Here is a 23088-nt window from a genome sequence, read left to right as displayed (position 1 = left end):
CCCGTTGAAAGATCGAGCCAATCGAATCTCTATCTTCCCCCGTGACCAGGGCACTGCCAACCCCGCCCAGCCGCAGCATGGGTAACCATATCTGGGCGGCTGATCTACAATAGAAAGAGTCTGCCTCGTTCCTGCCTAGATGAAGCCACACGTTCCATGAGCGAAACCTCGACACCTTCCCGCCGCGTTGCCGTCATCGGGGGAGGTATTTCCGGGCTGTCTGCCGCGTACCGTTTGCAAGAACTCGATCCGTCGTGCGAGATTCATCTATATGAAGCTGACGACAAACTGGGGGGCGTTCTGCAAACGACCCACACCGACGATGGCTATCTGCTGGAAAACAGCGCCGACAACTTCATTACGAACATCCCTTTCGCGCTGAATCTGTGCCGCCGGCTAGGGATGGAAGAAGAGTTGCTGCCGACCAACGAGTTGCTGCGGAAGGCGTTTGTAGTCCGCAAGAGTCGACTGCATCCGGTGCCGGAAGGCTTCGTGTTAATGGCTCCGAGCAAGATGTGGTCGGTCCTGACGACTCCTATTCTTTCGTGGAGCGGCAAGCTGCGACTCGCTCAGGAATACTTCGTTCCCAAACGTGAAGATGCCACCGACGAATCGCTTCAATCATTCGTAACTCGGCGAATGGGTCAGGAAGTTTACGATCGTTTGGTGCAGCCGTTGATCGGTGGGATCTACACCGCCGATCCGCTGAAGCTCAGCGTTCAGGCCACGCTGCGGCAGTTCGTCGAAATGGAAAAGAAGCATGGCAGTCTCATCAAAGGGATGCGAACCCGCGAGGCGGCCGAGTCGAAGAGGGGGGACAGTGGTGCTCGGTATTCGATGTTTGTCGCACCGAAGCATGGCATGGGAGACATCGTCCAGCGATTGACCGAGCGGCTTGCCGGCCAGTCGATTCATTTGAACACGCCGGTCGAGTCGGTCCGTCAATCGGCTGAAGGATGGATCGTTGAGACAGCCGACGCGCAGCAAACTTTCGACGCCGTCGTCATGGCCTTACCGGCACCTCATGCGGCGAAGGTGCTGACCGAGTTTCCGAAGTTGGCGGCGGGTCTCGAGACGATTCCTTACGCCGGCTGCAGTGTCGCGATCTTGGCGGTTGACCAGAAGCAAATTCGGCGACCTGTTGCTGGGTTTGGGTTTGTTGTGCCTGAGATTGAAAACCGGAAGATCCTCGCTGGGAGCTTTTCGAGTGCCAAGTTCCCAGGACGAGCGCCCGATGGGAAGGTGATCATTCGCGTGTTTGTGGGTGGTGCTTGTCATCCGGAACTGGCGAACCTGACCGACGACCAGATGAAAGAGATCGTCCAAACCGAGCTTCGCGAATTGATTGGATTGGAAGGTGAGCCGGAGAAGTTTCTGGTCACGCGGTGGATGGGGAAGATGCCGCAATATCACCTCGGGCATCTCGATCGAGTCGCGGAACTAGAAAACGAAGCGGCTCAATTGCCCGGCTTCGAGTTGGCAGGCAATGCATACCGCGGAGTGGGCGTTCCGCAATGTGTTCAAAGCGGTGAACAGGCGGCGACCAAAGTGATCGAGTATCTTTCCGCAGCGAATGTGGAAGCTTCGGCAGACAATCGCTAGAAGCTAGGCCGAACCAAGCTGGAAGCCAGAGATCTCGCCACCGACGAAGGTGACGTTGAGCTCAGCTTGTTTGCTGCGAGCTTTCTCTAAGGCATCGGCCGCCGCAATCGGATCTTCGTTGAACTGTTTGGCGTAGGCCTCTTGTTCAGTGGCAGCTTTGATGGCGGCCGTTTGGGCGGCGATCTGATTTAGAATCCGTTGGGCTTCTTCCGCCTGACCCAGCAAGCTTTCGGTTTGCTTACTTAGTGGGTCGGACGATTGCAGGGCCACTTCGCCGTCGGCATTAATGCTCAGTTGGAATGCATCGGGAAGCTCTTGTCCCGATTGATGGGCGGTGCGACGAAGGATCCCTTCCAGTTCTTCCAGCGAACTTTGAAGCTGTTGTTCCAGTTCGTCTTTCTGGGCACCCAGTTCACCGGCTTGAGAGAGAAACGCTTCCAGCGTCGAGCCTGCGATGGAACCTTGGTCGGACGAACCCGCGTCGGCTTCTGCTTCCGTTCCGTTGAACAGCGAAAACACACCCTGAGAAAGCTGCGATGCAGCTCCAGCGGCGAGTGACGCAGCACCGATGCCCAATGGTATGGCGGATGTGATGTTCATTTCGCTTTCGCTTCCTGCGAGAAGAAAGAAACCGAGTCCTGTGTGTTTCTTTCTATCGGGAATGCTGGCAGGCCGACTTTAATGATTGCGCCGATTTGGCAGGCAGAATTTCCCCACAGCAGAATGGGAGGCCAAGAAAGAGAAAAAGTTCCCATTGCCTACGATCGCGATGCAACCAAACTTCCTGCCGACACCTGGCGGTGTCCTGCCCCGGGAAGAAGTTCGCTGTAGGTAATGGGAACAGATTCTGCTGAGCTTATCGCGATGTCATCAGCAATCGCTCCTTGCTCGGAAGCAGGGAAAATTGCCGATGCGACGAGTCTCTATCGAATACTTCGCATTAGCGTAGGCGTATCCCTCTATCGAGTCAATGTAAAACTGCCAGTAAATTTAATTATCGCAGTTTAAGATAGAGTTGTTTCGCCTGCTAAGCAGCAGCGAGTCGCGGCTGGAAGGCCTCTTCCACCGGCATCTCGAGCACGTCGCGATAGAGATCGACGTATTGCTTGGCAGAGTCTTGCCAGCAGAAGCGGGCCGCTGCTTGTTGCAGTTCTGCGGGATAGGTCGGGCTGCTTGCGTACGTCTGCATCCCGTTGCGATAGATAGTCACCATGTGATCCTTGGTGAACTCATCCCAATAAAAGGCCTTGTTACCGCCGATTTCCGGCAGGCTGGTACGGCGGGCCAGGAAGACTGGCTTTCCGCAGGTCATCGCTTCGATAGGCGGAAGTCCAAAGCCTTCGGTCAACGAAGGGAACACGAACGATTCGCAATTTTCGTACAGCCACTGACGCTCGTGATCGCTCACGGGGCCAGACAAGATCACGCGATCGGCCAGCCCACGCTGCTCTACGCTGCGGCGAATTTCGGAAGCATACTCCGAGTCATTCTGACCGGCGATCACCAACTGATGGTCGCCCAGGTTCTCTATCAGATCGAGCAGAACGTGAAAGTTCTTCTTTCGATCAACGATGCCAATGGTGAACAGAAATGGTCGCGAGTTTTGCAGCCAACCTGGCTGGACCGATTCGTACTGTGAAATGTCGGGCCGACCGTTGTAGATCACATGCAGCGGTTTGCCTTGCAGGTCAAAGTGCGATTGCACCTCGCCGGCGACAAACTTCGAGATCACCGTCACGGCATCGCAGCGGCGGATGAGCCGGGCGATGCGGCGATGTTCGCGTTCGATCTTCGAGCCGTTCTTTTCACGCAAGTAATTCAAGTCGTGAATGGTCAGCACCACGCGTGTCTTCGTATTTAATGGCAGGAACTTGACCTGCTGGTGCGTAGCGTGCCACAAGGCATACGGTGGTTTGCGGCCCGTTTGAGTCCAGCGATACCACCGCTGAAAGATCTCTTTCCGCCACAGCTTCGCGACCAACGATTCCGGTGTACCGAATTCATCGCTGTTGTTGGGCGACACGAACGGAATCGGCACCAGGCCACGACTGGTCATTTCGCTCAACAGCGCATGACCAAGTTGACAGGCAAATTGCCCGAGTCCGGAACAGCGGTTCCGTGACTTCTCGAGATCGAGAACAACTCGTGGTGGTGGATTGTGCATGTAGTTTAATTTCAGGATCGAAGCCAACTAGAATCCCTAGCCATGCTCAGGCTGAAAATCGAGTAGATGGCCGATAGTCTGACTGGGAAGAATCCTTAGCCCTCAAACGACTTGGAGCAAATCCCCCGCCGACGCCCAGAGAGTACCGATTTCATCGACCGTGGGAAATAGAGATCTGAACCATTAAAACTGCCGGCCGTAAGACCCGGAGTTTTTGCTGCGGCATGACAACAATCGTAACAAGTTAACAAGATAGGCGTTCTTGGGGCCTGGGGATGCTTGGTTCTCTAGCGGAAATAGATCAGAATAGTCAATTCAACTCATCCTTACCCTCGCAGTTGTCGCCCCGCTTGCCCCCATTTGAGGACCTAACCTGGTGAATATCTACCTGGGAATCGATATCGGTACGTCTGGAACCAAGACCATCGCGATGGCCGAAGATGGATCGATTCTGGCAGACGCTTCTGCTAGCTATGGTGTTTCGCATCCGAAGCCTCTGTGGAGCGAACAAGATCCTGAGCTCTGGTGGAAGGCAACCATCAAGACCGTCAAAAAGGTGGTGCAGCTAGCAAAGGCCAAACCGGAGGACGTGAAAGGGATCGGGCTTTCCGGGCAGATGCATGGCTCGGTGTTCCTCGACAAAAACGACGAAGTCATTCGTCCGGCACTGCTCTGGAACGATCAACGAACGGTTGCCGAATGCGAAGAGATCGAATCGCGTGCTGGCGGCCGGGCTAAGCTGATCAAGATGGTTGCCAACCCGGCTCTGACTGGTTTTACGGCTCCCAAGATCTTGTGGCTCCGCAACAACGAACCGAAGAACTTCGCGCGTCTGGCAAAGGTGCTGCTGCCCAAAGACGAAATCCGTCGCCGCTTGACGGGCGAATACGCCACCGAAGTGAGCGATGCGAGCGGCATGCTGCTTCTGGATGTCGCCAAACGTGACTGGTCGCTCGACTTGTTGTCGAAGCTGGAACTCGATCGCGACTTGCTGGGCAAGGTTTACGAGTCGGAAGATGTCACCGGCACCCTGACCAAGAAGGCGGCTCGTCAACTTGGCTTGACCACTGAATGTGTTGTGGTGGGCGGGGCAGGGGACTGCGCCGCCAACGCACTGGGCAATGGCGTGGTGAAGAAGGGGATTCTCGCCAGTTCGCTCGGAACCAGCGGGGTGATGTTCGTCCACAGCGACGAAATGGCCGCCGATCCGAAGGGCCGTTTGCACACTTTCTGTCACGCAGTTCGTGGCAAGTGGCATATGATGGGAGTTACTCTTTGTGCTGCCGGTACGCTGGAATGGTTCGTCCAGAAACTATGCAGCGACATGAAGGGTCCCAAGGGAAAGGTCGATCCCTACGCGACGCTGATGAAAGAAGCTGCCTCGGTTCCGGCCGGTAGCGAAGGTCTGATGGTCCTGCCATACCTGGCCGGCGAACGGACTCCGCATGCCGACCCGGATGCTCGCGGCTGTTTTATTGGGGTGACGTTGAAGCATGAGCGAGCCCACGTGACGCGTGCGATCATGGAAGGGGTGACTTACTCGCTGCGAGAAAGCCTGGAAGTGCTGAACGAGATGAACATTCCGGTTCGCCAGGTGCGTGCCGGCGGTGGCGGGGCCAAGTCGCCCCTGTGGCGACAGATGCAGTCCGATGTTTTCGGCAAGAAGGTCGTGACACTGAACGCCGAACAGGGCCCTGCCTATGGGGTCGCCCTGTTGGCAGCCACAGGTGCCGGAGCGTACAAAAACATTCAGGAAGCATGTGCGGCGACGATTCGCGAAGTGAGCGAAACGACTCCAGATCGCACGGCCAAGAAGTATTACGATCGGGCCTTCCCGGTCTATCAAGATCTGTATCGATCACTGAAAGACGATTTCAAAAAGCTGGGGCGGCTTGACGACTGATCCCTGGCGGAAAGGGAGGCGACATGACGTGCCGATTCTATGGCGAAGAAGAAGTAGCTTCGCTACTCGATATGGCGACCGCCATTGATGTGGTGGACGAGAGCTTTCGGCAACTGGGCACCGGCGGGGCCGAGAACATCCCTCGTCAGCGTGCCCAGGCCCCGGGCTTCGCGCTGCATGGCATGCACGCCGCCGCCGAGTACCTGGGAGTGGCGGGCTGGAAAATGTACAGCACTACCCGGATCAAGGCGAGGTTTCATGTTGGTCTGTACGACATCGATAGCGGCCAGATGAAGGCCCTGATCGAGGCCGATAAGCTCGGCCAGATTCGTACGGCTGCTTCTTCGGCCGTCGGCGCGCGGTACCTGGCCCGTAAGCCGATCTCGCAGCTAGGCATCTTTGGAAGTGGTTGGCAGGCCGAGTCTCAGCTCGAAGCACTCGCCACGGAATTACCCATCACCCAGGCATTCATCTATTCCCGCGATCAGGAAAAGCGAGAGTCGTTCGCCGAACGCATGGGCAAGAAGCTGCAGATCGAAATCGTTCCGGTACACGATCCGAAAGATGCGGTGGAAGACCTGCCATTGGTCGTCACCGCCACAACCAGCAAACATCCTGTTTTCGACGGCAACCTTTTGGCCGAAGGGGCACTGGTCTGCGCGATGGGATCAAACTGGACGTTCAAGCGAGAGCTCGATGTCGTCGCGATTCGCCGGGCCGATAACTGGGTGTGCGATTCGATCGAGGCTTGTCGCGGAGAAGCAGGCGATTATGTCTTGGCCGCCGAAGAAGGTTACTTCGACTGGGATAAATCGGTTTCGCTGGCAGACGTGATTGCCGGTCAGTCGATTGGTCGAAACAACGCCGATAGCATTGTCATCTATAAGACTGTCGGCCTTGCCATACAGGACGTGGCTCTGGGAACGAAGTTCTTGGAACTTGCCGCCCGAAATCCAGAGCTGGGCGTCGACTTGCCGTTCTAGCGGATTTCTTTGGCAGGATTCTGCGGAGCCTCTGCCATCGCCTTTTCGGGGAGCGGCGACTCTGCTTCCTGCTTTTGCACTTCCGCCGAGATCGATTCGGCGGCGGCGACCTTCAACTGGATTTCCGTCGCGTAGCGGGTCGCCGGTTGAGCGCATTGAAGCTCAGGGCGAACCAGGAACTGACCCGGGGTCTTGGTTTCAATGGTCACCACCAGGCGAACGCTTTCGCCCGCTTCGATCGTCATCGGATCGAACATTGCCTGACCTGGGGCGATACGCCCTGGCTGGCCTTCGACCTTGATCGGTTCGATCCCTTCCGACAAGTTCACCACGACCTGAACCAGATCGCTTGGCTTGTCGCTCATGTTGGTGATTTCAATTCCATAGCGAGCTGGCTTGCCTTGCAGCACGGCGACAGCCGGGGCGAAGACTTCCATCTTCAACGCATCGACTGGCTGGCTGGTCATCGGCTCGACGGGGACCGGCATCTCGGGCTCGGGAGTGGTTGGAGCGGCAACAACAGTCTCGACCGGGGCTTTCTCTTCAATCCAGCGAATGTCGACGTGACTGCCGGTCAGGGCATGCAGCAGCTTCCAGTCGTCGGCGGTCACCAGCAGCGAGTTCGGTTCTGGCGCGATGTTCTCTTGGTCGATCACGACAGCGACCGAACCGATCGAAAGGCGTTCCACTTCTTCGACCATTTCGACATTCAAGATACTTTCGGCCGGAACGGTCACGTCCGCTTTGCCAATCGACATGCGACCCGCGTAAAGATCGCCCACCGTCATTCGCATGGTCTTCGCCGGCAAGTCGATCACCAGGGTGATTGGACCTTGAAGGACTTTGACCGAGTCGCCTGGCGTTGGCTGGAACTGTTCGTCCCAGCCGTTGATTTGACGGAGGAACGAGACCGGGATCTCGTGCGTCTTGGCGATTTCAACGACGTTGGTGCCTGGCAAATAGGTAAGGGCTGGCTGGGCCAGATGTTTGTTGCTGGCGAAGATCACCGTTTCGGCGAGCTCGTCACCCTTGGCGAGAACTTGTTCGCGCTGGGCGTTGGTGAGATCGTCACGCTGAATCAACTGCTGAATCTGTCGCAAGGCAATCGCCCAGGTAAATGCCGCTTCCGACATTTCGATTTGCGTCCAGGCATCTTCAAACGAAAGGACCTTGGGCGTGATATCGCCCAGCGGTGCCATCACGACATCGGTCTGGGGGGCTTCAGCTACCTCAGCAGGTTCGACTGGTTCCGTGGCTACAGTTGCCGTTTCCGAGAAGCGGCTGCCACGTGGATTGGCTGGCACTTCGGCCGAAACTGGCAGGACTTCGGTCTTTTCGACCGACGACTCCAGCACCGGATTGGCGACGACCGCGTCGGTTTGCGCCGGCTGTGCAGGGGTGATTACCGTAGGAACTTCTTTGACGGTGACTTGGCTCCGATTCTCGGCGAGTTCCGTGAAGGCCTCGGCCGAAAACAATGGAGCAGTCTCTTCCGGAGCGGTCGCTTCGGTAGGAGATGAAGCCAATTGATTGCGGTAAATGACGTAGCCGTTGTAGGCTACACAGATCAGAAGTCCCACGATCAACAGATTTCGGAAAACGGACACGGTATCCTCGGCTGGAGCGAGTTTCTCGAAAATAATTGCGCAAGTTGGTCGTGCTTTATCAAAAATGCCGAAGCAGTTCCAGGCCAGTTGGGGGAGATTCGGTCGTAATGACCGAACCAACTGGCCCTTTGCGTAAAAATGCATGGCACCAATAGCTAATTTCTTCTACGATTGAAGAAACATCCCCACACAATTCCCTCCTTGATTGACCGGTAAGCATGCACCAACCTGCACCCACCGCAAACTGGTCTCCCCCTGGACCAGATAACGGCGCTACACCGCTAGCACCGACCACGGAAGGTGCGCCTCGTCGGTCGTGGCTGCGTGTCGAGAGTATCCATAACTCGGCGTCGTTCCTGATCTCGTTCATGTTCCACTTCGGCCTGGTGGTCGTGCTGGCGATGTACACGATTCTGGAACCTCCCACCAAGCAGATCGAGCTGGTGGTGATTGAGCCCGAACTGGAAGAGCATATCAAGCCGCTCGAAATTGAACTCGACGAGTCAGAAAAGATCGCCGAGGAAATGACGATCGCCAATCTGACCACCACCGAGCAAGGGCTCCAGGGAATGGTCGAGGCTTCGCTCACCGCGCCGCAGCTCGAGATGCCGCCGACGGAGTTCGACAACGCTCCGCTCGTTTCGCTGGAAGCGGACGCCCTGCTGACGAAAGACACCGACTCGCTGATCGAAGACATGCCGCTAGGGACTGTTGGCTCGGTCCAAGCGGTCGTTGGTGATTATCAGGAAGCGATGGATCAGATCTCGCAGGAACTGATCTGGATGCTCTCGCACAACAAGGTGCTGGTGATCTGGCTGTTCGATCAGTCGGAAAGCATGAAGGACGACCAGGAAGATATCCGTCGTCGCATTCATCGTATCTACGCCGAAGTCGGCCTCAGCGAACATGCCCGCGGTGACGCGTTGACCACGGCGGTCGCTAGTTTCGGGCAGGGCTTTCTGATGCATACCAAGGCACCCACAAACGACCCGGCCGAAGTCGATCAGGCCATCGCGGCCGTTCCGGTCGATCCTTCTGGCGAGGAGATGTTCAGTTCGGCTGTCGCCGAGGTCCTCACAAGACATCGCCGTTACGCGAAGATCGCCGATCGAAAGATCGCCTTAATTGTGGTGACCGACGAAAGTGGCAACAGCGCCGACAACGAAAGCCGGCTGGAAACTTCGATCGGGATTGCCAAGGCAACCGACGCTCGGGTTTTTGTCCTGGGACGCGAAGCAGTGTTCGGCTATCCCTACGCTCACGTTCGCTGGACCCATCCTGAAAACGGCACCGATCACTTGCTACCGGTCGATCGCGGTCCCGAGGCCGCCATCATCGAGCAACTTCAAACCGATGGTTTCGGTAAACGAACCGACGCCTTGGCCAGTGGATTCGGACCGTTCGAGCAGGTTCGCCTGGCCAAAGAGACCGGCGGTATCTTCTTCATGCTGCCTGGGGAAGAATCGAACGTGAACAACGCCATCGATCGTCGGTACGAACCGAAGACGATGGACATGTATCGCCCTGATTTGCGGTCGCGTCTGGAACAAGTTGGCGAGGTGAAGAAAGATCCGCTCAAAACGCTGGTGACCAAGATCATCTACGATCTGAATCCCTATCAAGAGAGCGTGGCGGACGTGATCGAGATTCAGCAGTCGTTCAGCCCTGACCTGCGAATGTTCCGCCAGCAAGTTCGCCAGCAACAGGCGAAGATGATCACCTATATCACGTACCTCGACCGCGCGATCGAAGTGGCGGAGAAGAATCGTGATTTGAGAGACGACTCGACGTCCCTTCGCTGGAGTGCGAACTACGACCTGTTGTATGGCCAGCTGTTGGCCTACCGCGCCCGGGCCTTCGAGTACGGAGCTTACCTGACGAAGTTTGCCGAGAACCCACCGGCTCCGCCGCAGATGCCTCCGTATATGGAGTTTCGCGGTTGGCGATTGGCGACGACCGACGAGTTGTCGGCCCCAGAGAAAACCGAAGCCGACATTTCCCTCTCACGCGAAATATTGCAATACATTCGCGAGGAACACGAGGGGACGCCATGGGCGACGCGAGCCACGTGGGAAATCAAACGTGGCTTCGGCGTTAAGTTGGAGCCGGTCTTCTTCGATACTCGCCGTATCAATCGACCTCGTCCGGTCGGCAATGGCCCGGCACCACCACCGGTTCAAATTCCGAAGCTCTAAGCGTTCTTCTCGGAAATCGCCTTCCAAAGCTTAGGGGGCGACATTGGTAGCTCGAACATGCGAACGCTGGTCGCTTCGTAGATGGCGGCGGCAACCGCGGCAGGGGGAGCGACAATCGGCGTTTCCCCCACGCCACGAACCCCGTACGGATGGTCTGGGTTCGGAACCTCGACAATGATCGTATCGATCATCGGCAAGTCGTAGCAGGTCGGAATGCGATAGTCGAGGAACGACGCGTTCGCCATGGTGGCGTTGTCGCGATAGTAATACTCTTCGTTCAAAGCCCAGCCGATTCCCTGGACCGCGCCCCCTTGCAGTTGCCCTTCGACGTAGCTGGGGTGAATCGCTTTGCCGGCATCTTGAATGGCCGTGTACCGCAGCACGCGAACCTTACCGGTCTCAGGGTCAACTTCCACGTCGCAGAGATGTACGCCGAAGCCATTGGTCGAAACATCTTTGGAGATCGAGGCCCGGCCGACGACCGGTTCGCCGGTCTCTGGAAGTTGAGCCGCCAACTGCTGAAACGTCAGCGACTTATCCTGATGGACGAAGGTGCCCTCGTGGAACGTCACTTCGCTCGGATCGCATTCCCACAGCATCGCCGCGCGTTGGCAAAGCTGCTTCCGCAGGTCGAGTCCAACTTCATACGCTGCCAGTCCGGTGGCAAACGTCGTTCGGCTTCCGCCGGTGACATCGGTGTAGCCCACGCTATCGGTATCAACCACCTTCGGATGCACGGCTTCGGCAGGGATACCCAGCGTTTCGGCCAATTGCATCGCGATCGAAGTCCGCGTCCCGCCGATGTCGGTCGAGCCTTCCAGCAGGTTCACCGTGCCGTCATGATTAACCGTGGCGGTCACCGACGACTTCAAGCCGATGTTGAACCAGAACCCCTCCGCGATCCCACGTCCCTGATTCGGACCTTCCAGCGGCGTGTTCCAGTGAGGGCTGTTCCTGGCAGCTTCGAGGCATTCCATCAGGCCGACCCGAGGATAGACTGGGCCGTCGACGCGACGGGTTCCTTCTTTCGCTGCGTTCTTCAGTCGTAACTCAAGCGGGCAGATCCCAAGCGACTCGGCCAGTTCGTTCATGACCGACTCGAACGCGAATGCGGCCTGAGTCGCCCCAGGTGCGCGATAGGCCTGCGTTTTCGGTTTGTTCAAGCAAACGTCGTAGCCATGCACGCGGGCATTCGGAAGTTCGACGCAGCTGAACACACACATGCAGCCAGGACCGATCACGCCATCGGGGAAGGCACCGGCATCGTAGGCCAGCGTCGCGTCGCCGGCGATCAGCTTGCCGTCGCGGGTCGCTCCGAGCTTCACCTTCACGTACGAGCCAGGCGTCGGGCCGGTTGCCTCGAAGACTTCGTCACGCTGCATGACCATCTTCACCGGGCGGCCACTCTTGCGGCTGAGCAGGGCCGCGACTGGTTCCAAATAGACCGCGATCTTGCCGCCGAATCCGCCGCCGATCTCGCATGGCGTGACCGTCACGTTGGAAATCGGAATCTGCAGCAGTTCAGCGACCTGATGACGACAGGTGAACGAACCCTGAGTCGCGGTCCAAATCTTCAGCTTGCCATCTTCGTTCCAAAGGGCGACCGAATTGTGAGGCTCGATGTAGCCTTGGTGTACGGTCGCCGTTTTGAACTCGCGTTCAACGACGACATCGGCCGATTCAAACGCCGCGTCGACATCGCCGGTCTCGAAGTGGAGATGCTTGGCGATGTTCGTGGGGTGATCGCCCGGCTTGCCCATGTGATCGGTGCGAAGATTGGGATGCAGAATCGGAGCGTTCTCGTGCATCGCATCTTGCACCCAGAGCACCGACGGCAGTTCTTCGTATTCGACGCGAATCAAAGCCAACGCTTCTTCCGCGACGTGAACATTGCGGGCCGCTACGGCAGCGACGGCGTGCCCTTTGTACAGCACTTTGTCGTGGGCCATGCAGTTGGCACCCAGTTCGGCAAGGTTCACGGCACCTTCCCCCAGGTCGGCCATCTTGTCTTTCAGGTCAGGCCAATCTTTGACCGTGACGACGGCCACGACGCCGTCGAGGGCTTCCGCCGCGGAAGTATCGATCGACTTGATCCGGGCATGAGCGACTGGGCTGCGCAAAATCTTGCCATGCACCATGTCGGGGAAGTGGACGTCGTTGGTGTAGATCGCTCGGCCGGTGACTTTATCGTTTCCGTCGTGACGGATCGGTCGCGTGCCCAGAACCTGATACTTCTTATCGCTGTAGGAAATGGGTGATCCTTGCATCGCTTGGTTTCCTATTGCTGTTGCTGGGCTTGTTGCTGATTGGCGGAAGAGGGGAGGGGAGCCTCTGCCGCTTGAAGCTGGTCGGCGGCAGCTTGCACGGCCCGAACGATTTTGTCGTATCCAGTGCAGCGGCAAAGGTTGCCTGCCAGCGAAAAGCGAATCTCTTCTTCGGTCGGGTTGGGCTTCTTATCGAGCAGCGCCTTCGCGGCTACCAGGAAGCCGGGCGTGCAGATCCCGCATTGCAGGGCCGCACCTTCGAGGAAGCATTGCTGCAAAGGATGCAGCACACCTTTGTTGGCCAGGCCTTCGACGGTCGTCAGCTGCTTGCCTTCGACTTCGACCGCCAACACAAGGCAACTGTTGACCGGCTCGCCATCCATTAAGACGGTGCATGCTCCGCAATTGCCGTTGTTGCAGCCCTCTTTCGCTCCGGTCAGTTGTAGCGTGTCGCGTAAAACCTCCAACAAGCTTTGTCGTGGCTGACAAAGGAATTCGTGCGATTGTCCGTTGATCGTGGTCGAGACCGCCACTTTTGCTGGGGTGTTGCCTGGCATCGAGTTCACTTTCGGCTCGTTAAACGTGCGGATGAGAGACAACCACTTCGCCAGTGGCGCGGCGGATTGCCGTTTGCAAAGTTCGTTTCACCAACACCGAGGCGAGGTGTTTGCGAAACTCGATCGTGCCACGCATGTCAGTGATCGGCGTGGCAATATTGGCGGCCTCTTGGGCGACTTTTTCGATCAACGCTTCTTCCGGCGTTTCACCGACAAGCATGTCGGCAGCATCACTGGCCAAAAAGGGCGTGGGGCCAACGGCGCCCAGGGCGATGGTCGCGGTGGCGACCGTACCATCTTCCAGCAGTTCGACGTACGAAGCCGCACTGGCAACGGCGATATCCATTTCATACCGAGGAATAAAACGCTGGTAGGCCGATCCACTGATCGTGCCGACTTCGGGAATCGCGAGCCCCAGCAGCAAACCATTTCCTGCCAGGGCATTCTTCCCGGGGCCGGTGCAGAAATGGCTGACCGGTATGTTCTGGTGGCCATCTTCGTTGATCACTTCCGCGACCGCACGATGAACCATCAGCGAGGGAATCGAGTCGGCCGCCGGCGACGAATTGCAGAGGTTACCGCCGATGGTCGCTCGCGATTGAATTTGCCAGCCACCGATGATCTGGGCTGAGTCACGCAGTGCGGCATACGGCTGGGTGATCTTGCTTCGCAGAAGCTGCGAACAGGTCACGGCCGAGCCCAGATACATCCCTTGTTTCGCATTGCCATCCAGGCGAGTGAGATCCTGGATCTGCTTGATGTCGATGACGTGGTCGGCATGACGCAGGTTTTCGCGAAGCTGCACCAAGATATCGGTGCCGCCGGCCAGCAAGACCGACTTTCCATCCGACTCGGTAAGCAGTGCGACCGCCTCGGGAATAGTTCGAGGCGCATGGTATGTGAACGATTGCACGCGAACTCCGATTTCTATCAGCGAGAGTGGGGCGATATTGCGGGGCAGGCAGCCGCTGCAAAATGGGTTCGCCCCCAATATCGAGGCTCACTATGACAGTGTCAAGCAATCGAAGTCGCTTGGGCTAGCGGCGTGAGACTACTCGTCGTCGTTCAATATGAATCGGGGCTTCGAATGTTCCGAGGATTCGTAACCATCGAAGGTGGAAACAGAATCATTCGAATATTGATTCTCGGTCCGATAGTAATCGACGAACGACGTGTCTGGTTCTGGCATCGTGTCGCTTTGAGCGAAACCCAATTCACAGGCCACGTCCAGTAATGCTCCCGAGATCAAACGACCAGGCCCCAGGACCGCATAGAAACAGAACAGCCACTGGTTGCAGTCGTCGGTGTAAGTGAACGGATTGTTGATCATGCCCCCGCACCAACCCATGTTGTCGGTATTGGGACGAGGGACCACGAAGAAGGCGAGCCCGGTATAGATCAATACACCGCCGGCAGCGACCGCAATGCGTTGCCAGCCGACGAGCGGGAGAAAGTGAAATAGCAACCAGAAGAGAAAGCCAGCGACGATCACCGCCGCGAAAGCTTTCACCAGGATCACGCCCCATGACCGCTGAGCGATGTACTGCGTGTTGACGTCGATACTGCCGACCTGGCGTCTCGGATCTTTCCCGCTCCAGTATTCGTAATAGTTGAACATTGGTCGATCGTTTTCGGCATCAAATCTGGTGGTGTTGGAGCCCGTTTTTCTAGCCTATGTCACGTTCCTGAAAGTGGCAGGCAACAAATTATTGAGAGGATGTCTCAATCAGGGGGATCTGGGCAATTTTGGAGCATTGCCTAAGGAAATTGGTTAGGGAGAACTGTACGATGAGGCGAGTTGTGCAAAGTCATTCGATTTTGCGGCTTCCTGTTTGACCTGCCTCTGCTGGAGATATTGTGATGAAGAAAGGTTTGCTCGTTGCGACCGGGCTACTGGCTGTCGTGTTGCTTGGCAACATTGCGATGGCTGATAAAGGGGAAGATTCCAAGTTTAGCACCGAAGAGATCATGAAGAAGGGCTTCAAAGGGGGCCTGATCGCTAAGGTTGCCAAGGGCGAAGCCGACGACGAAGAAAAGAAGTTGGCGATGGAAATGTTGGAATCGCTGGCCAAGAATCCACCGCACAAAGGCAGCGAAGAGAGCTGGAAGGAAAAGACCACCGCTCTGATCGACGCCGCGAAAGCCACCATTGATGGTAAAGAAGGGGCTGGAGATAAGCTGAAGAAGGCTGCCAACTGCAAGGCTTGCCACGACGTGCATAAATAAGCCGACCCCTTGGATAACTCCGAGAATAACGCAAAGGCCCGGGCGTCAAACGCTGCGGGCCTTTAATCGTTGGTTGCGAAGTTTTGGGATGTGCTGTAGCCTAAACTGTTTGAAAATTTCCCCCTAGCCTCGCTAAATTGTCCCCTTTAGGAAATCGTTCTCCATGACCCGTCTCTGGACTCTCGGACTTGTTCTGCTCGCACTTCCCTTGTTTGTCGGCTGCCCCTCCAGTACCCCTACCGACTCCCCCGAGGGTAAAGGTGGCAATGCCTCGGCTGCGAAACCAGAAGCGGACGATGCGGAAGCGGTCGCGGCCCTGGAAAAGCTGGGTGGAGAACTGACCAAAGATGCCAATGGCAACGTCATTCGTGCCGACCTCTCGAAGGTTCTGATTGAAGACGACAAGGTCTTCGAACCTGTCTCGAAGCTGAAGCAGCTTCAGGTGGTCAAGTTCTATGGGGCGGAAGTGACCGACCAGGTAACCGAGTACCTGAAGGGACTGACCGAACTGCGTGACGTTTCGTTCGAGAACACCGTCATCACCGACACCGGTATCGAGAACCTGAAGGCGTCCAAGAACCTCGGTGCATTCGGTCTGCGTCGTACGAACATCTCGAACAAGTCGATGGCCACCATCGCCACCTTCCCGAAGACCCGTTATCTCGATATTCGCTACTGCAATATCGACGACGAAGGGATGAAGTCGGTTGGCAAAATGAAGAACATGGAAGTGCTGCGAACCGAAGGCACGCTGATTAGCGACGAAGGTTTGTCGTACATCGCCGACCTGACCAAGATGCGTTTTCTGAATCTGCGTGACAAGAAGATTACCGACAAGGGTATGTCGTACCTGACCGGGATGAAGAATCTGGAAACGCTGGAACTGAACGAAGTGCCATGCACCGACGAAGGTCTGGCCCATATCAAAGATTGCACCAAGCTGAAGAAGCTACACTTGTTCCGTACCAAGGTGAGCGACGATGGCCTGCAGTACCTGAGCGGCATGACCGAAATGGTCGACCTGAAGCTGCGTCAGTCGGCCAAGATCCGTGGCTTGAAGATGGATGCCTTGAAGAACATGAAGAAGCTGAAGGATCTGGACGTCAGCGAAACCTCGTTCGTCGATGAAGGGGTCGCCACGGTTTCGACCTTCGAGAGCCTCGAATCGCTGAACCTCTGGAACACGTTCATCACCGACGCCGGGCTCGAGCCAATCAAGAACCTGAAAAACTTGAAGGAACTCGACCTGCAGAACTGTGCCCTCTCGGATGAAGGGGTGAAGTACCTTGAAGGGATGACCAGCCTGCAAATCCTCTCGCTGAAAGAAAACAGCAGCATCAGCGACGAATCGATTCCGGTTCTGTTGACGCTGACCAACCTGAAGAAGCTGACGCTGAACTTCACGCAGATCTACGAAGACGGCGTCGAAAAGCTGAAGGAAGCCAATCCAAAGCTGGACGTTACGTTCTAAGCGAAACGGATCCTGCCAACAAAAAGAGGCCTCGGCATCGATTGCCGGGGCCTTTTTCATGCGCGGATGGATGCCGGGCCAGGCGTCACTTGCCGCCGCTTTTCTTGCGAAGCGTACGCAAAGCACGATGAGCGATTCGCTGCGTATGGGGAGAATCATATTCGGCCAGCCAGCGATCGCAAATCGATTGAACGAAGTCGGGACGCGTCTTACTGGCATCGTTCAGCCAGTTCGCGACCGAGTCTTGCACGTATTTCGATTCGTCGGTGCAACAGGTCTCGAGCAATGTTTCCGCGACTTCCGGACGCTGCTTCAGCTCGGTAATGTGCTTCGTCCATACGCCGCATGGTCGCGAGAGCTCAATTGCAAAGCGTCGGGCGTAATGATGTTTTTGCTTCGCCCAGGGAACCAGCTTTTCGATCTGCGTGACGATCTCTTTCGCGGCTGGCAAGCGGACGCACATCCAGGCGATCTCGCGAACGCCCATGTTCGGGTCGAGAGCGAACGGGCGGACTCGCTTCAGCCGCTGGCTGAAGGTCATCCCCGCATCAGCCGCATCCATGTAAGCGGCCCAGTTCCGCAGCGTGTCGCTGGTGTGGCCAGCTAACTGTTGATAGACCACTTCCCTCTGATCGACATCCGGCAAGGCTTCATGGAAGGCAATACCAGTTTGCACGAGCCGCTGCATGACCCCTTCGTCCGCCAGTCGTTTGAGCGTGGCGGCAACTTGCTTGGCGGCGCGGTCGTCGAGATTCAGCGAAGAACGGACCGCGCGAAAGAGTTTGATGTGATCGACGATTAGAAACTCGACCAGGTTGACCGTTTCGAGTTCGCCACGGTTGAGCGCCGTGACGACGTTCGACGGGATTTCGCTCCGTCGAACGGCACCTTTGCGGGATCGTAATTGTTCCAGGTCGACCACGTTGGCGATCGCCCGAGTTAGCTGGCGACGGTCGAATCGAAGACGCGAACCGATTCCCAGGATTCTTTGTTCTCTTCGATGAACTGCACGTGGCGTTCAGCAACCTGATATGCGTTTTGCGATTCGAGCGAATCGAAAACGACGTGCAACGCCACCTGGAACGCACGATCGTTGACTGGGCGATCGAGTTCTTCGGTCAGCACACCGGCGGCAAAGAAGACACAGCCTGGGTGACCCGAAAGATACTTGTGACAAGCTTCGACCAACTTCTGCTGGGCTTCTGGCGACTTGTCTTTCAGCGTGAAGTAAACGTTGTGGGCAATTTGCGTCAGGTTTTCCATGGCTGGCTGTCGTCTTCCAAGGGCATGTTTGGTGGGTTCGATTGAAGCAGTGCAATTTAACCAGACACCCTCCGCCCCACAACGCAGGGGCACGAAAAAGGCCACGGCATGTGACCGTGGCCTTTCGAGTTTATTTGATCGAATCGACGACTGCGTTATTCGGAGCGACGACGCGCGTTGCCGATGCCGGCCCGTTCCAACAGCGACTTGCCGAGGATTTCTTCGGTCATGTCGGTTTCAGACGGTGGTGGTCCGGTCGCACCCAATTCGATCGGGTCATAATGCAGTTCGTATTCGTGCTTGGCAATGGCAATGATCTTGCCGGGATCGATCCGCTTGTCGGTATCGGTCACGCGCTTGCCGTTCACTTTCGTGCCGTTGCGGCTGTTCTGGTCTTCGACAAACCAGTAGCCCTGCTTCACGTAGAGCTGACAGTGGTTGCTCGATACGTTGGCGAAGCGAAGAACCACATCATTGGTTTCGCGACGACCCACTAAAAGTGTCTTCTTAAGCAGAGGAATGGGATCTCCCCCGCCGACGGGGACCAGCTCCCCAAATTTCTGGGACATTACAAGTGCCTCGTTCCGTAGTGCCTAGATGATAAGCCTAATATCGATAAGAATAGGGCATGATCCACTGTACCAATTCCTTAACATCAGTCAACACGCATCAGTAGAGGTTGATTTGTCCGCGACGGTCGACAACGGATGGCGCGAAGCCGGGCTCCGATATTATGCCTATAGCTGGTATCTGAGGCAGCGTTTTGGCGAACGAATCCAGAAGGTAAGCCTCGATGCCAAGTTCACCTGCCCGAACGTGGATGGCACGGTCGCGAAGGGGGGCTGTACGTTCTGTGACAACCGTAGCTTCAGTCCGAGTCGTCGCGAGCCAATTCGTGATGTGACGGACCAGTTGGAAAACGGCATGATGCGATTGAAGCGTCGCTATAAGGTCGAACGCTTCATTGCTTACTTCCAGCCAGCGACCAATACCTATGCGGCCGTCGATCGTCTGCGTCCTCTCTACGATCAGGCCATCGACCACGACAAGGTGGTCGGGCTGAGCATCGGTACCCGACCAGACTGTGTCGGTCCTGACGTGATGGACCTGCTGGAAGAGTTTGCCGGGCGGACCTATTTGACGGTCGAGTACGGCATGCAAACGATTCACGATCGTTCGCTCGACTGGATGAATCGTGGTCATCATCACGATGCAACCGTCGACGCCATCGAGCGGAGCCGAGGCCGGGGATTCGAGATCTGTCTGCACGTTATCCTCGGTTTACCGGGAGAAACGCACGAAGACATGATGGCGACCGCCGCCGAAGTTGCACGGCTGAACATCGATGCGGTGAAGATCCACAACTTGTACTGCGTCAAGAACACGAAGATGGCCGATCAGGTTGCTTCAGGCGAAGTGATGTTGATGGAGCGGCAAGATTACATCAACACGCTGGTCGATTTCCTCGAGCGCATTCCGGCGAATGTGCTGGTCGAACGAACGATTGGCGACGCCCCGCCTGACTATTTCGTGGGGCCAAGCTGGTGTCTCGACAAGTCGGCTGTGCTGAGGGCGATCGACGACGAGCTGGTTTGCCGCGATACCTGGCAAGGGAAGTTCTGTCCGACCGCTTGAGGCGGATTCGAGGGAACACCGACGCTTCGATCGGCGCATAAAAGAAGCCCGAGTGGATCGGTAAGCCGGGTTCTGTCCCGCAAAAAGCGGGGATAGCCATTCCTCTAGGACGACGATTGCTCGGCGTCTCAAGCAGCGTACCCGGCGGAAGTGACGGGCCGGACGAGCCCGTGGTAGTCTGTTGCCAGACCCCGTTCCGCCTGTTTGCCTTGCTCCGGGTGGGGTTTACCAAGCCAACCAGGTCACCCTGGCTGCTGGTGCGCTCTTACCGCACCTTTTCACCCTTACCGGCCCCCGAGGGGACTTAGGCGGTATGTTTTCTGCGGCACTTTCCCTAATCTCACGACCGGTCGACGTTATCGACCACCCTGTCCTGTGGAGCCCGGACTTTCCTCCCGCTGGTGGTGTAACACCCTCAGCCGGCGACTATCTGATCCACTTGGGCAATGGTTAAGCATAGGTGAACCGTCCCAGATTGGATACGTACCCCTGAAAGGAGGCGTTCGCCTTAGGGTGGGGATTGGGGGAAAAAGTTCCCCCATCTCGCAAAAATACCCGCGAAACTATTTTCCAAGTTCACTAGAATGAAGACTTCGGACCCACCTCTTTCTTCCTCCTTTTCTCGGGACCTATAGCACGATGCGCTTTCGCCTGCCTTTGCTGGGGCTTAGTTGCCTGTTTCTGTTTGCCATGTCGGTAACTGCTGTCTCTGCTGAAGACCAACTTTTCGAGCTGCGGACCTACGTTACTAACGAAGGCAAGCTCGAGAACCTGCATACCCGTTTCCGCGATCACACCGTCGGTCTGTTTGCCAAGCATGGCATGAAGAACCTGATTTACTGGGTTCCAGTCGATGGCGAAGGGGCGGACAACACGCTCGTTTACATCATCTCGCACGAAGATAAAGAGGCCGCGCAGGCCAGTTGGAAAGGCTTTCGCGAAGATGCCGAGTGGCAGAAGGTCGCCGCCGAATCGGAAAAGGATGGCAAGATCTTGTCGGCACGTCCTGATGCGGTCTATATGACTGCGACCGACTTCTCGCCGCAGAATTTCGAGTCGGCTGAAGAACCGCGCCTGTTCGAACTGCGGAAGTACACCACCGCCGAAGGTCGCCTGCCAGCCCTCCTCCAGCGTTTCCGCGATGGCGAGTTGAAACTGTTCGAGAAACAGGGAATGACCAACATCGCTTATTTTGTCCCGGTCGATATGCCGAATACGTTGATTTATGTGGTCGCCCATAAAGATGCCGACGCGATGAAGAAATCGTGGGACGGTTTCCGAGCCGACGAAGAGTGGCAACAATTATGGGAAAAGTCGACGAAGGATGGCAAAATCGTGATCAAGGTCGAAAGCCAGGTCCTGCGTCCGGTCGATTATTCCCCAACGAAATAAAAGGCAAGGCATCCACCGAATCAGGGTGGATAGGTCAGGAAGTCGCCTGACAGAAGGTCAGATCGAACTAGTAGCGTCTTATCTAGGGGGTATCAGGGCAATCCCTGACCTGTCACAGCGAAGGTTCGCAAGCGGATGAAAATTGGATTTCGCTGCCGGCATTGCCATCAGAAGCTGACAATCTCAGCCTCTGCCGCGGGTACTCGACAAAAGTGTCCGCGCTGCCTGGAAGAACTTGTTGTCCCAACGCCTCCGGCCCAGCCCAATCCCGACCCGGTCGGGGCGACGCAGCACCGCGAATCCCTGAAGGACTCGACTTCCTCGTCCGAAAACTGGAAGTCTCCGGTTCAACGTTCGCTACGGCTTCCTTCTCAGCGAGCTGAACATTTCGAGCGAACTTCGCCGCTGTATGCGCCGGAATTCCCCGCCGATGGTCTGCGGATTCTGAAGGCGTTCGGCCGACCGATTGAAAAGACCGAGCCGACGTGGGCTTACAAGATTGCCGTCGCGATCGTCGCGCTGGTGATGATCACGCTGCCGATGATCTATTTCCTGTTCGTCGGCAGTATCTGCTATGCGACCTATTGGTATTACGCGCATGCCCAGTACCAGCTGTTTCCCAGCATGGTTGGGCCGCTCCCTTACTTCGTCGGTTCGGCGATTGGGGTGATTAGCTGCGTGGTGGTCTTCTTCCTGCTGAAGCCGATCTTTGCCGCACCGGCGAATGTCGCTCGCACGAGAAGCATCACGCCGCAAAGTGATCCGATGTTGTTCGCCTTCGTCTCTCGCGTATGCGACGTGGTCGGTTCGCCATTCCCGACACGTATCGATGTGACGTACGACGTCAACGCTTCCGCGAGCTTCCGTTCCGGGCTCTCGAGTTTGCTGCGCGGCAATGACCTGGTGCTGACGATCGGGGTGCCACTGGTCGGCGCATTGACGATGCGGCAGTTCGCGGGCGTGCTGGCGCACGAGTTCGGGCACTTCAGCCAGGGAACCGGCATGCGGCTGACCTTCATCATCCGCGCCATCAACGACTGGTTCGCACGTGTCGTGTTTGAACGCGATCAGTGGGATAAGTCTCTCGACATGCTGTGCGGCCCTGAATTTCTACCGTTGGCGGTGATTACCTGGCCGGCCCGATCTTGCGTTTGGCTTTCGCGGCAGCTGCTGCGGTTATTGATGAACATTGGCCGGTTGGTGGGCGGTTTTCTGCTGCGAGAGATGGAATACGATGCCGATCGTTACGAAGCTCGCGTGGCTGGCAGCGACGAGTTTGCCAGGACTAGTTGGCGAATTCAATTGGCCGGATATGCCTGGCTGCACGCCCAGTCGCAGATCTCGCAGTTGGCCGAACGTGACATCCTGATCGACGATGTCGCACTGCTGGTTCGTCACCACATCGCCAGCATGTCGGATGCGATCATCGAACAGATTCAAAAAGAAACCACCTCCGGGCGGAGCGGTTTGTTTGACTCGCATCCTTGCGAATCAGCCCGCTTTCAGAATGCTGCCCGAGAGAACGCGCCAGGGATCTTCACGCTGGACGAAGATGCCAAAAATCTCTTTGCCGACTTCGAGTCGATGGCCAAGAATGTGACATGGGATTTGTACTGCCAGTATCTGCGTCGGACCGTGAAGCGGAACACGCTGCAGGATACGCAGTCGGTCTTAATGCGGTATCGCATTGGTGTCGGAACCGTTCGTCCCTGGAACGAACCCGACTACTATTAGGCCTGCAAGTCGCCTACAATCCAGGCTCGGTTGAGGTGGCGCGATGTGCTCCTCTTGTTTCACAAACTAGAGATCACTACCACGAGTCAGGC

At 56.7% G+C, this 23088-nt stretch carries 19 protein-coding genes and 1 other RNA gene; 9 read left to right on the top strand and 11 right to left on the bottom strand.

Annotated features, from left to right (window positions below):
• The first annotated feature begins 156 nt into the window (after positions 1-156).
• A complete protein-coding gene (gene hemG, locus AB1L30_RS26725) occupies positions 157-1602 on the top strand; it encodes a protoporphyrinogen oxidase (RefSeq protein WP_367017618.1) in 1446 nt (481 codons plus the stop codon).
• A gap of 3 nt (positions 1603-1605) precedes the next feature.
• Here the strand turns inward: hemG and AB1L30_RS26720 are convergent, their stop codons facing one another.
• Entirely contained in the window at positions 1606-2202 is a 597-nt protein-coding gene (locus AB1L30_RS26720) for a hypothetical protein (protein ID WP_367017616.1), read from the bottom strand.
• Between the two features lie 427 nt (positions 2203-2629).
• Positions 2630-3793: a glycosyltransferase family 1 protein gene (locus tag AB1L30_RS26715; protein ID WP_367017614.1), complete on the bottom strand. Its 1164-nt coding sequence runs from the start codon at positions 3791-3793 to the stop codon at positions 2630-2632.
• A gap of 349 nt (positions 3794-4142) precedes the next feature.
• Between AB1L30_RS26715 and xylB the strand changes: the two genes are divergently transcribed.
• Together xylB and AB1L30_RS26705 are read left to right on the top strand one after the other, a co-directional pair.
• Positions 4143-5669, top strand: coding sequence for a xylulokinase (gene xylB, locus AB1L30_RS26710; protein ID WP_367017612.1), 1527 nt, complete (start codon positions 4143-4145; stop codon positions 5667-5669).
• 23 nt (positions 5670-5692) lie between these two features.
• Positions 5693-6652: an ornithine cyclodeaminase family protein gene (locus AB1L30_RS26705; protein ID WP_367017610.1), complete on the top strand. Its 960-nt coding sequence runs from the start codon at positions 5693-5695 to the stop codon at positions 6650-6652.
• On the opposite strand, the gene AB1L30_RS26700 is transcribed toward AB1L30_RS26705, so the two are convergent.
• Positions 6649-8259: a hypothetical protein gene (locus AB1L30_RS26700; protein ID WP_367017608.1), complete on the bottom strand. Its 1611-nt coding sequence runs from the start codon at positions 8257-8259 to the stop codon at positions 6649-6651. The genes AB1L30_RS26705 and AB1L30_RS26700 overlap by 4 nt on opposite strands.
• A 218-nt stretch (positions 8260-8477) precedes the next feature.
• Between AB1L30_RS26700 and AB1L30_RS26695 the strand changes: the two genes are divergently transcribed.
• Positions 8478-10454 carry a vWA domain-containing protein gene (locus AB1L30_RS26695; RefSeq protein ID WP_367017606.1) on the top strand — a complete coding sequence of 659 codons (1977 nt, stop codon included), beginning with the start codon at positions 8478-8480 and terminating at the stop codon, positions 10452-10454.
• Here AB1L30_RS26695 and AB1L30_RS26690 read toward each other — a convergent pair.
• From AB1L30_RS26690 to AB1L30_RS26675, 4 genes are all read right to left on the bottom strand, one after another.
• Positions 10451-12721, bottom strand: coding sequence for a xanthine dehydrogenase family protein molybdopterin-binding subunit (locus AB1L30_RS26690; RefSeq protein WP_367017604.1), 2271 nt, complete (start codon positions 12719-12721; stop codon positions 10451-10453). The genes AB1L30_RS26695 and AB1L30_RS26690 overlap by 4 nt on opposite strands.
• A gap of 11 nt (positions 12722-12732) precedes the next feature.
• Entirely contained in the window at positions 12733-13275 is a 543-nt protein-coding gene (locus AB1L30_RS26685; RefSeq protein ID WP_367017900.1) for a (2Fe-2S)-binding protein, read from the bottom strand.
• Between the two features lie 19 nt (positions 13276-13294).
• Complete coding sequence (locus AB1L30_RS26680; protein ID WP_367017602.1) at positions 13295-14188, bottom strand: FAD binding domain-containing protein; 894 nt, start codon at positions 14186-14188, stop codon at positions 13295-13297.
• A 138-nt stretch (positions 14189-14326) separates the two neighbouring features.
• Complete coding sequence (locus AB1L30_RS26675; protein WP_367017600.1) at positions 14327-14893, bottom strand: hypothetical protein; 567 nt, start codon at positions 14891-14893, stop codon at positions 14327-14329.
• A gap of 242 nt (positions 14894-15135) precedes the next feature.
• On the opposite strand from AB1L30_RS26675, the gene AB1L30_RS26670 reads away from it, so the two are divergent.
• Complete coding sequence (locus AB1L30_RS26670) at positions 15136-15501, top strand: hypothetical protein (protein ID WP_367017598.1); 366 nt, start codon at positions 15136-15138, stop codon at positions 15499-15501.
• Positions 15502-15664: 163 nt separating this feature from the next.
• Positions 15665-16972, top strand: coding sequence for a leucine-rich repeat domain-containing protein (locus AB1L30_RS26665; RefSeq protein WP_367017596.1), 1308 nt, complete (start codon positions 15665-15667; stop codon positions 16970-16972).
• 85 nt (positions 16973-17057) lie between these two features.
• On the opposite strand, the gene AB1L30_RS26660 is transcribed toward AB1L30_RS26665, so the two are convergent.
• The 3 genes from AB1L30_RS26660 to AB1L30_RS26650 form a co-directional block, all read right to left on the bottom strand.
• Entirely contained in the window at positions 17058-17894 is an 837-nt protein-coding gene (locus AB1L30_RS26660) for a DNA alkylation repair protein (RefSeq protein ID WP_367017594.1), read from the bottom strand.
• A 17-nt stretch (positions 17895-17911) separates the two neighbouring features.
• Positions 17912-18235, bottom strand: coding sequence for a Dabb family protein (locus tag AB1L30_RS26655; RefSeq protein ID WP_367017592.1), 324 nt, complete (start codon positions 18233-18235; stop codon positions 17912-17914).
• A 155-nt stretch (positions 18236-18390) separates the two neighbouring features.
• Positions 18391-18804 (bottom strand): FHA domain-containing protein, encoded by a 414-nt coding sequence (locus AB1L30_RS26650; protein ID WP_367017590.1) that lies wholly within the window; start codon positions 18802-18804, stop codon positions 18391-18393.
• 115 nt (positions 18805-18919) lie between these two features.
• Here AB1L30_RS26650 and AB1L30_RS26645 point away from each other — a divergent pair, with 115 nt between their 5' ends.
• The gene (locus AB1L30_RS26645; RefSeq protein WP_367017588.1) at positions 18920-19870 is read left to right on the top strand and encodes a TIGR01212 family radical SAM protein; all 951 of its coding nucleotides are present in this window, start codon (positions 18920-18922) and stop codon (positions 19868-19870) included.
• Between the two features lie 45 nt (positions 19871-19915).
• On the opposite strand, the gene rnpB is transcribed toward AB1L30_RS26645, so the two are convergent.
• Positions 19916-20312: RNase P RNA component class A (rnpB, locus tag AB1L30_RS26640), an RNA gene on the bottom strand.
• A gap of 197 nt (positions 20313-20509) precedes the next feature.
• Between rnpB and AB1L30_RS26635 the strand changes: the two genes are divergently transcribed.
• Both AB1L30_RS26635 and AB1L30_RS26630 read left to right on the top strand, forming a co-directional pair.
• Positions 20510-21262, top strand: coding sequence for an NIPSNAP family protein (locus tag AB1L30_RS26635; RefSeq protein WP_367017586.1), 753 nt, complete (start codon positions 20510-20512; stop codon positions 21260-21262).
• A gap of 135 nt (positions 21263-21397) precedes the next feature.
• On the top strand, positions 21398-22996 hold the full coding sequence (locus tag AB1L30_RS26630; protein WP_367017584.1) for a M48 family metalloprotease: 1599 nt from the start codon (positions 21398-21400) through the stop codon (positions 22994-22996).
• Positions 22997-23088 lie beyond the last annotated feature (92 nt).

It is taken from the genome of Bremerella sp. JC817, from assembly GCF_040718835.1.
Classification (GTDB): domain Bacteria; phylum Planctomycetota; class Planctomycetia; order Pirellulales; family Pirellulaceae; genus Bremerella.
Note: the sequence above shows the minus strand (reverse complement) of the source record. Positions and strands in the feature narration are given on the sequence as shown.

Excerpts from the sequence above, each read along its gene's own strand:
- hemG (WP_367017618.1), top strand. The coding sequence starts at position 157 with ATGAGCGAAACCTCGACACCTTCCCGCCGCGTTGCCGTCATCGGGGGA.
- AB1L30_RS26720 (WP_367017616.1), bottom strand. The coding sequence starts at position 2,202 with ATGAACATCACATCCGCCATACCATTGGGCATCGGTGCTGCGTCACTC.
- AB1L30_RS26705 (WP_367017610.1), top strand. The coding sequence starts at position 5,693 with ATGACGTGCCGATTCTATGGCGAAGAAGAAGTAGCTTCGCTACTCGAT.
- AB1L30_RS26695 (WP_367017606.1), top strand. The coding sequence starts at position 8,478 with ATGCACCAACCTGCACCCACCGCAAACTGGTCTCCCCCTGGACCAGAT.
- AB1L30_RS26690 (WP_367017604.1), bottom strand. The coding sequence starts at position 12,721 with ATGCAAGGATCACCCATTTCCTACAGCGATAAGAAGTATCAGGTTCTG.
- AB1L30_RS26685 (WP_367017900.1), bottom strand. The coding sequence starts at position 13,275 with ATGCCAGGCAACACCCCAGCAAAAGTGGCGGTCTCGACCACGATCAAC.
- AB1L30_RS26675 (WP_367017600.1), bottom strand. The coding sequence starts at position 14,893 with ATGTTCAACTATTACGAATACTGGAGCGGGAAAGATCCGAGACGCCAG.
- AB1L30_RS26670 (WP_367017598.1), top strand. The coding sequence starts at position 15,136 with ATGAAGAAAGGTTTGCTCGTTGCGACCGGGCTACTGGCTGTCGTGTTG.
- AB1L30_RS26665 (WP_367017596.1), top strand. The coding sequence starts at position 15,665 with ATGACCCGTCTCTGGACTCTCGGACTTGTTCTGCTCGCACTTCCCTTG.
- AB1L30_RS26655 (WP_367017592.1), bottom strand. The coding sequence starts at position 18,235 with ATGGAAAACCTGACGCAAATTGCCCACAACGTTTACTTCACGCTGAAA.
- AB1L30_RS26650 (WP_367017590.1), bottom strand. The coding sequence starts at position 18,804 with ATGTCCCAGAAATTTGGGGAGCTGGTCCCCGTCGGCGGGGGAGATCCC.
- AB1L30_RS26635 (WP_367017586.1), top strand. The coding sequence starts at position 20,510 with ATGCGCTTTCGCCTGCCTTTGCTGGGGCTTAGTTGCCTGTTTCTGTTT.
- AB1L30_RS26630 (WP_367017584.1), top strand. The coding sequence starts at position 21,398 with ATGAAAATTGGATTTCGCTGCCGGCATTGCCATCAGAAGCTGACAATC.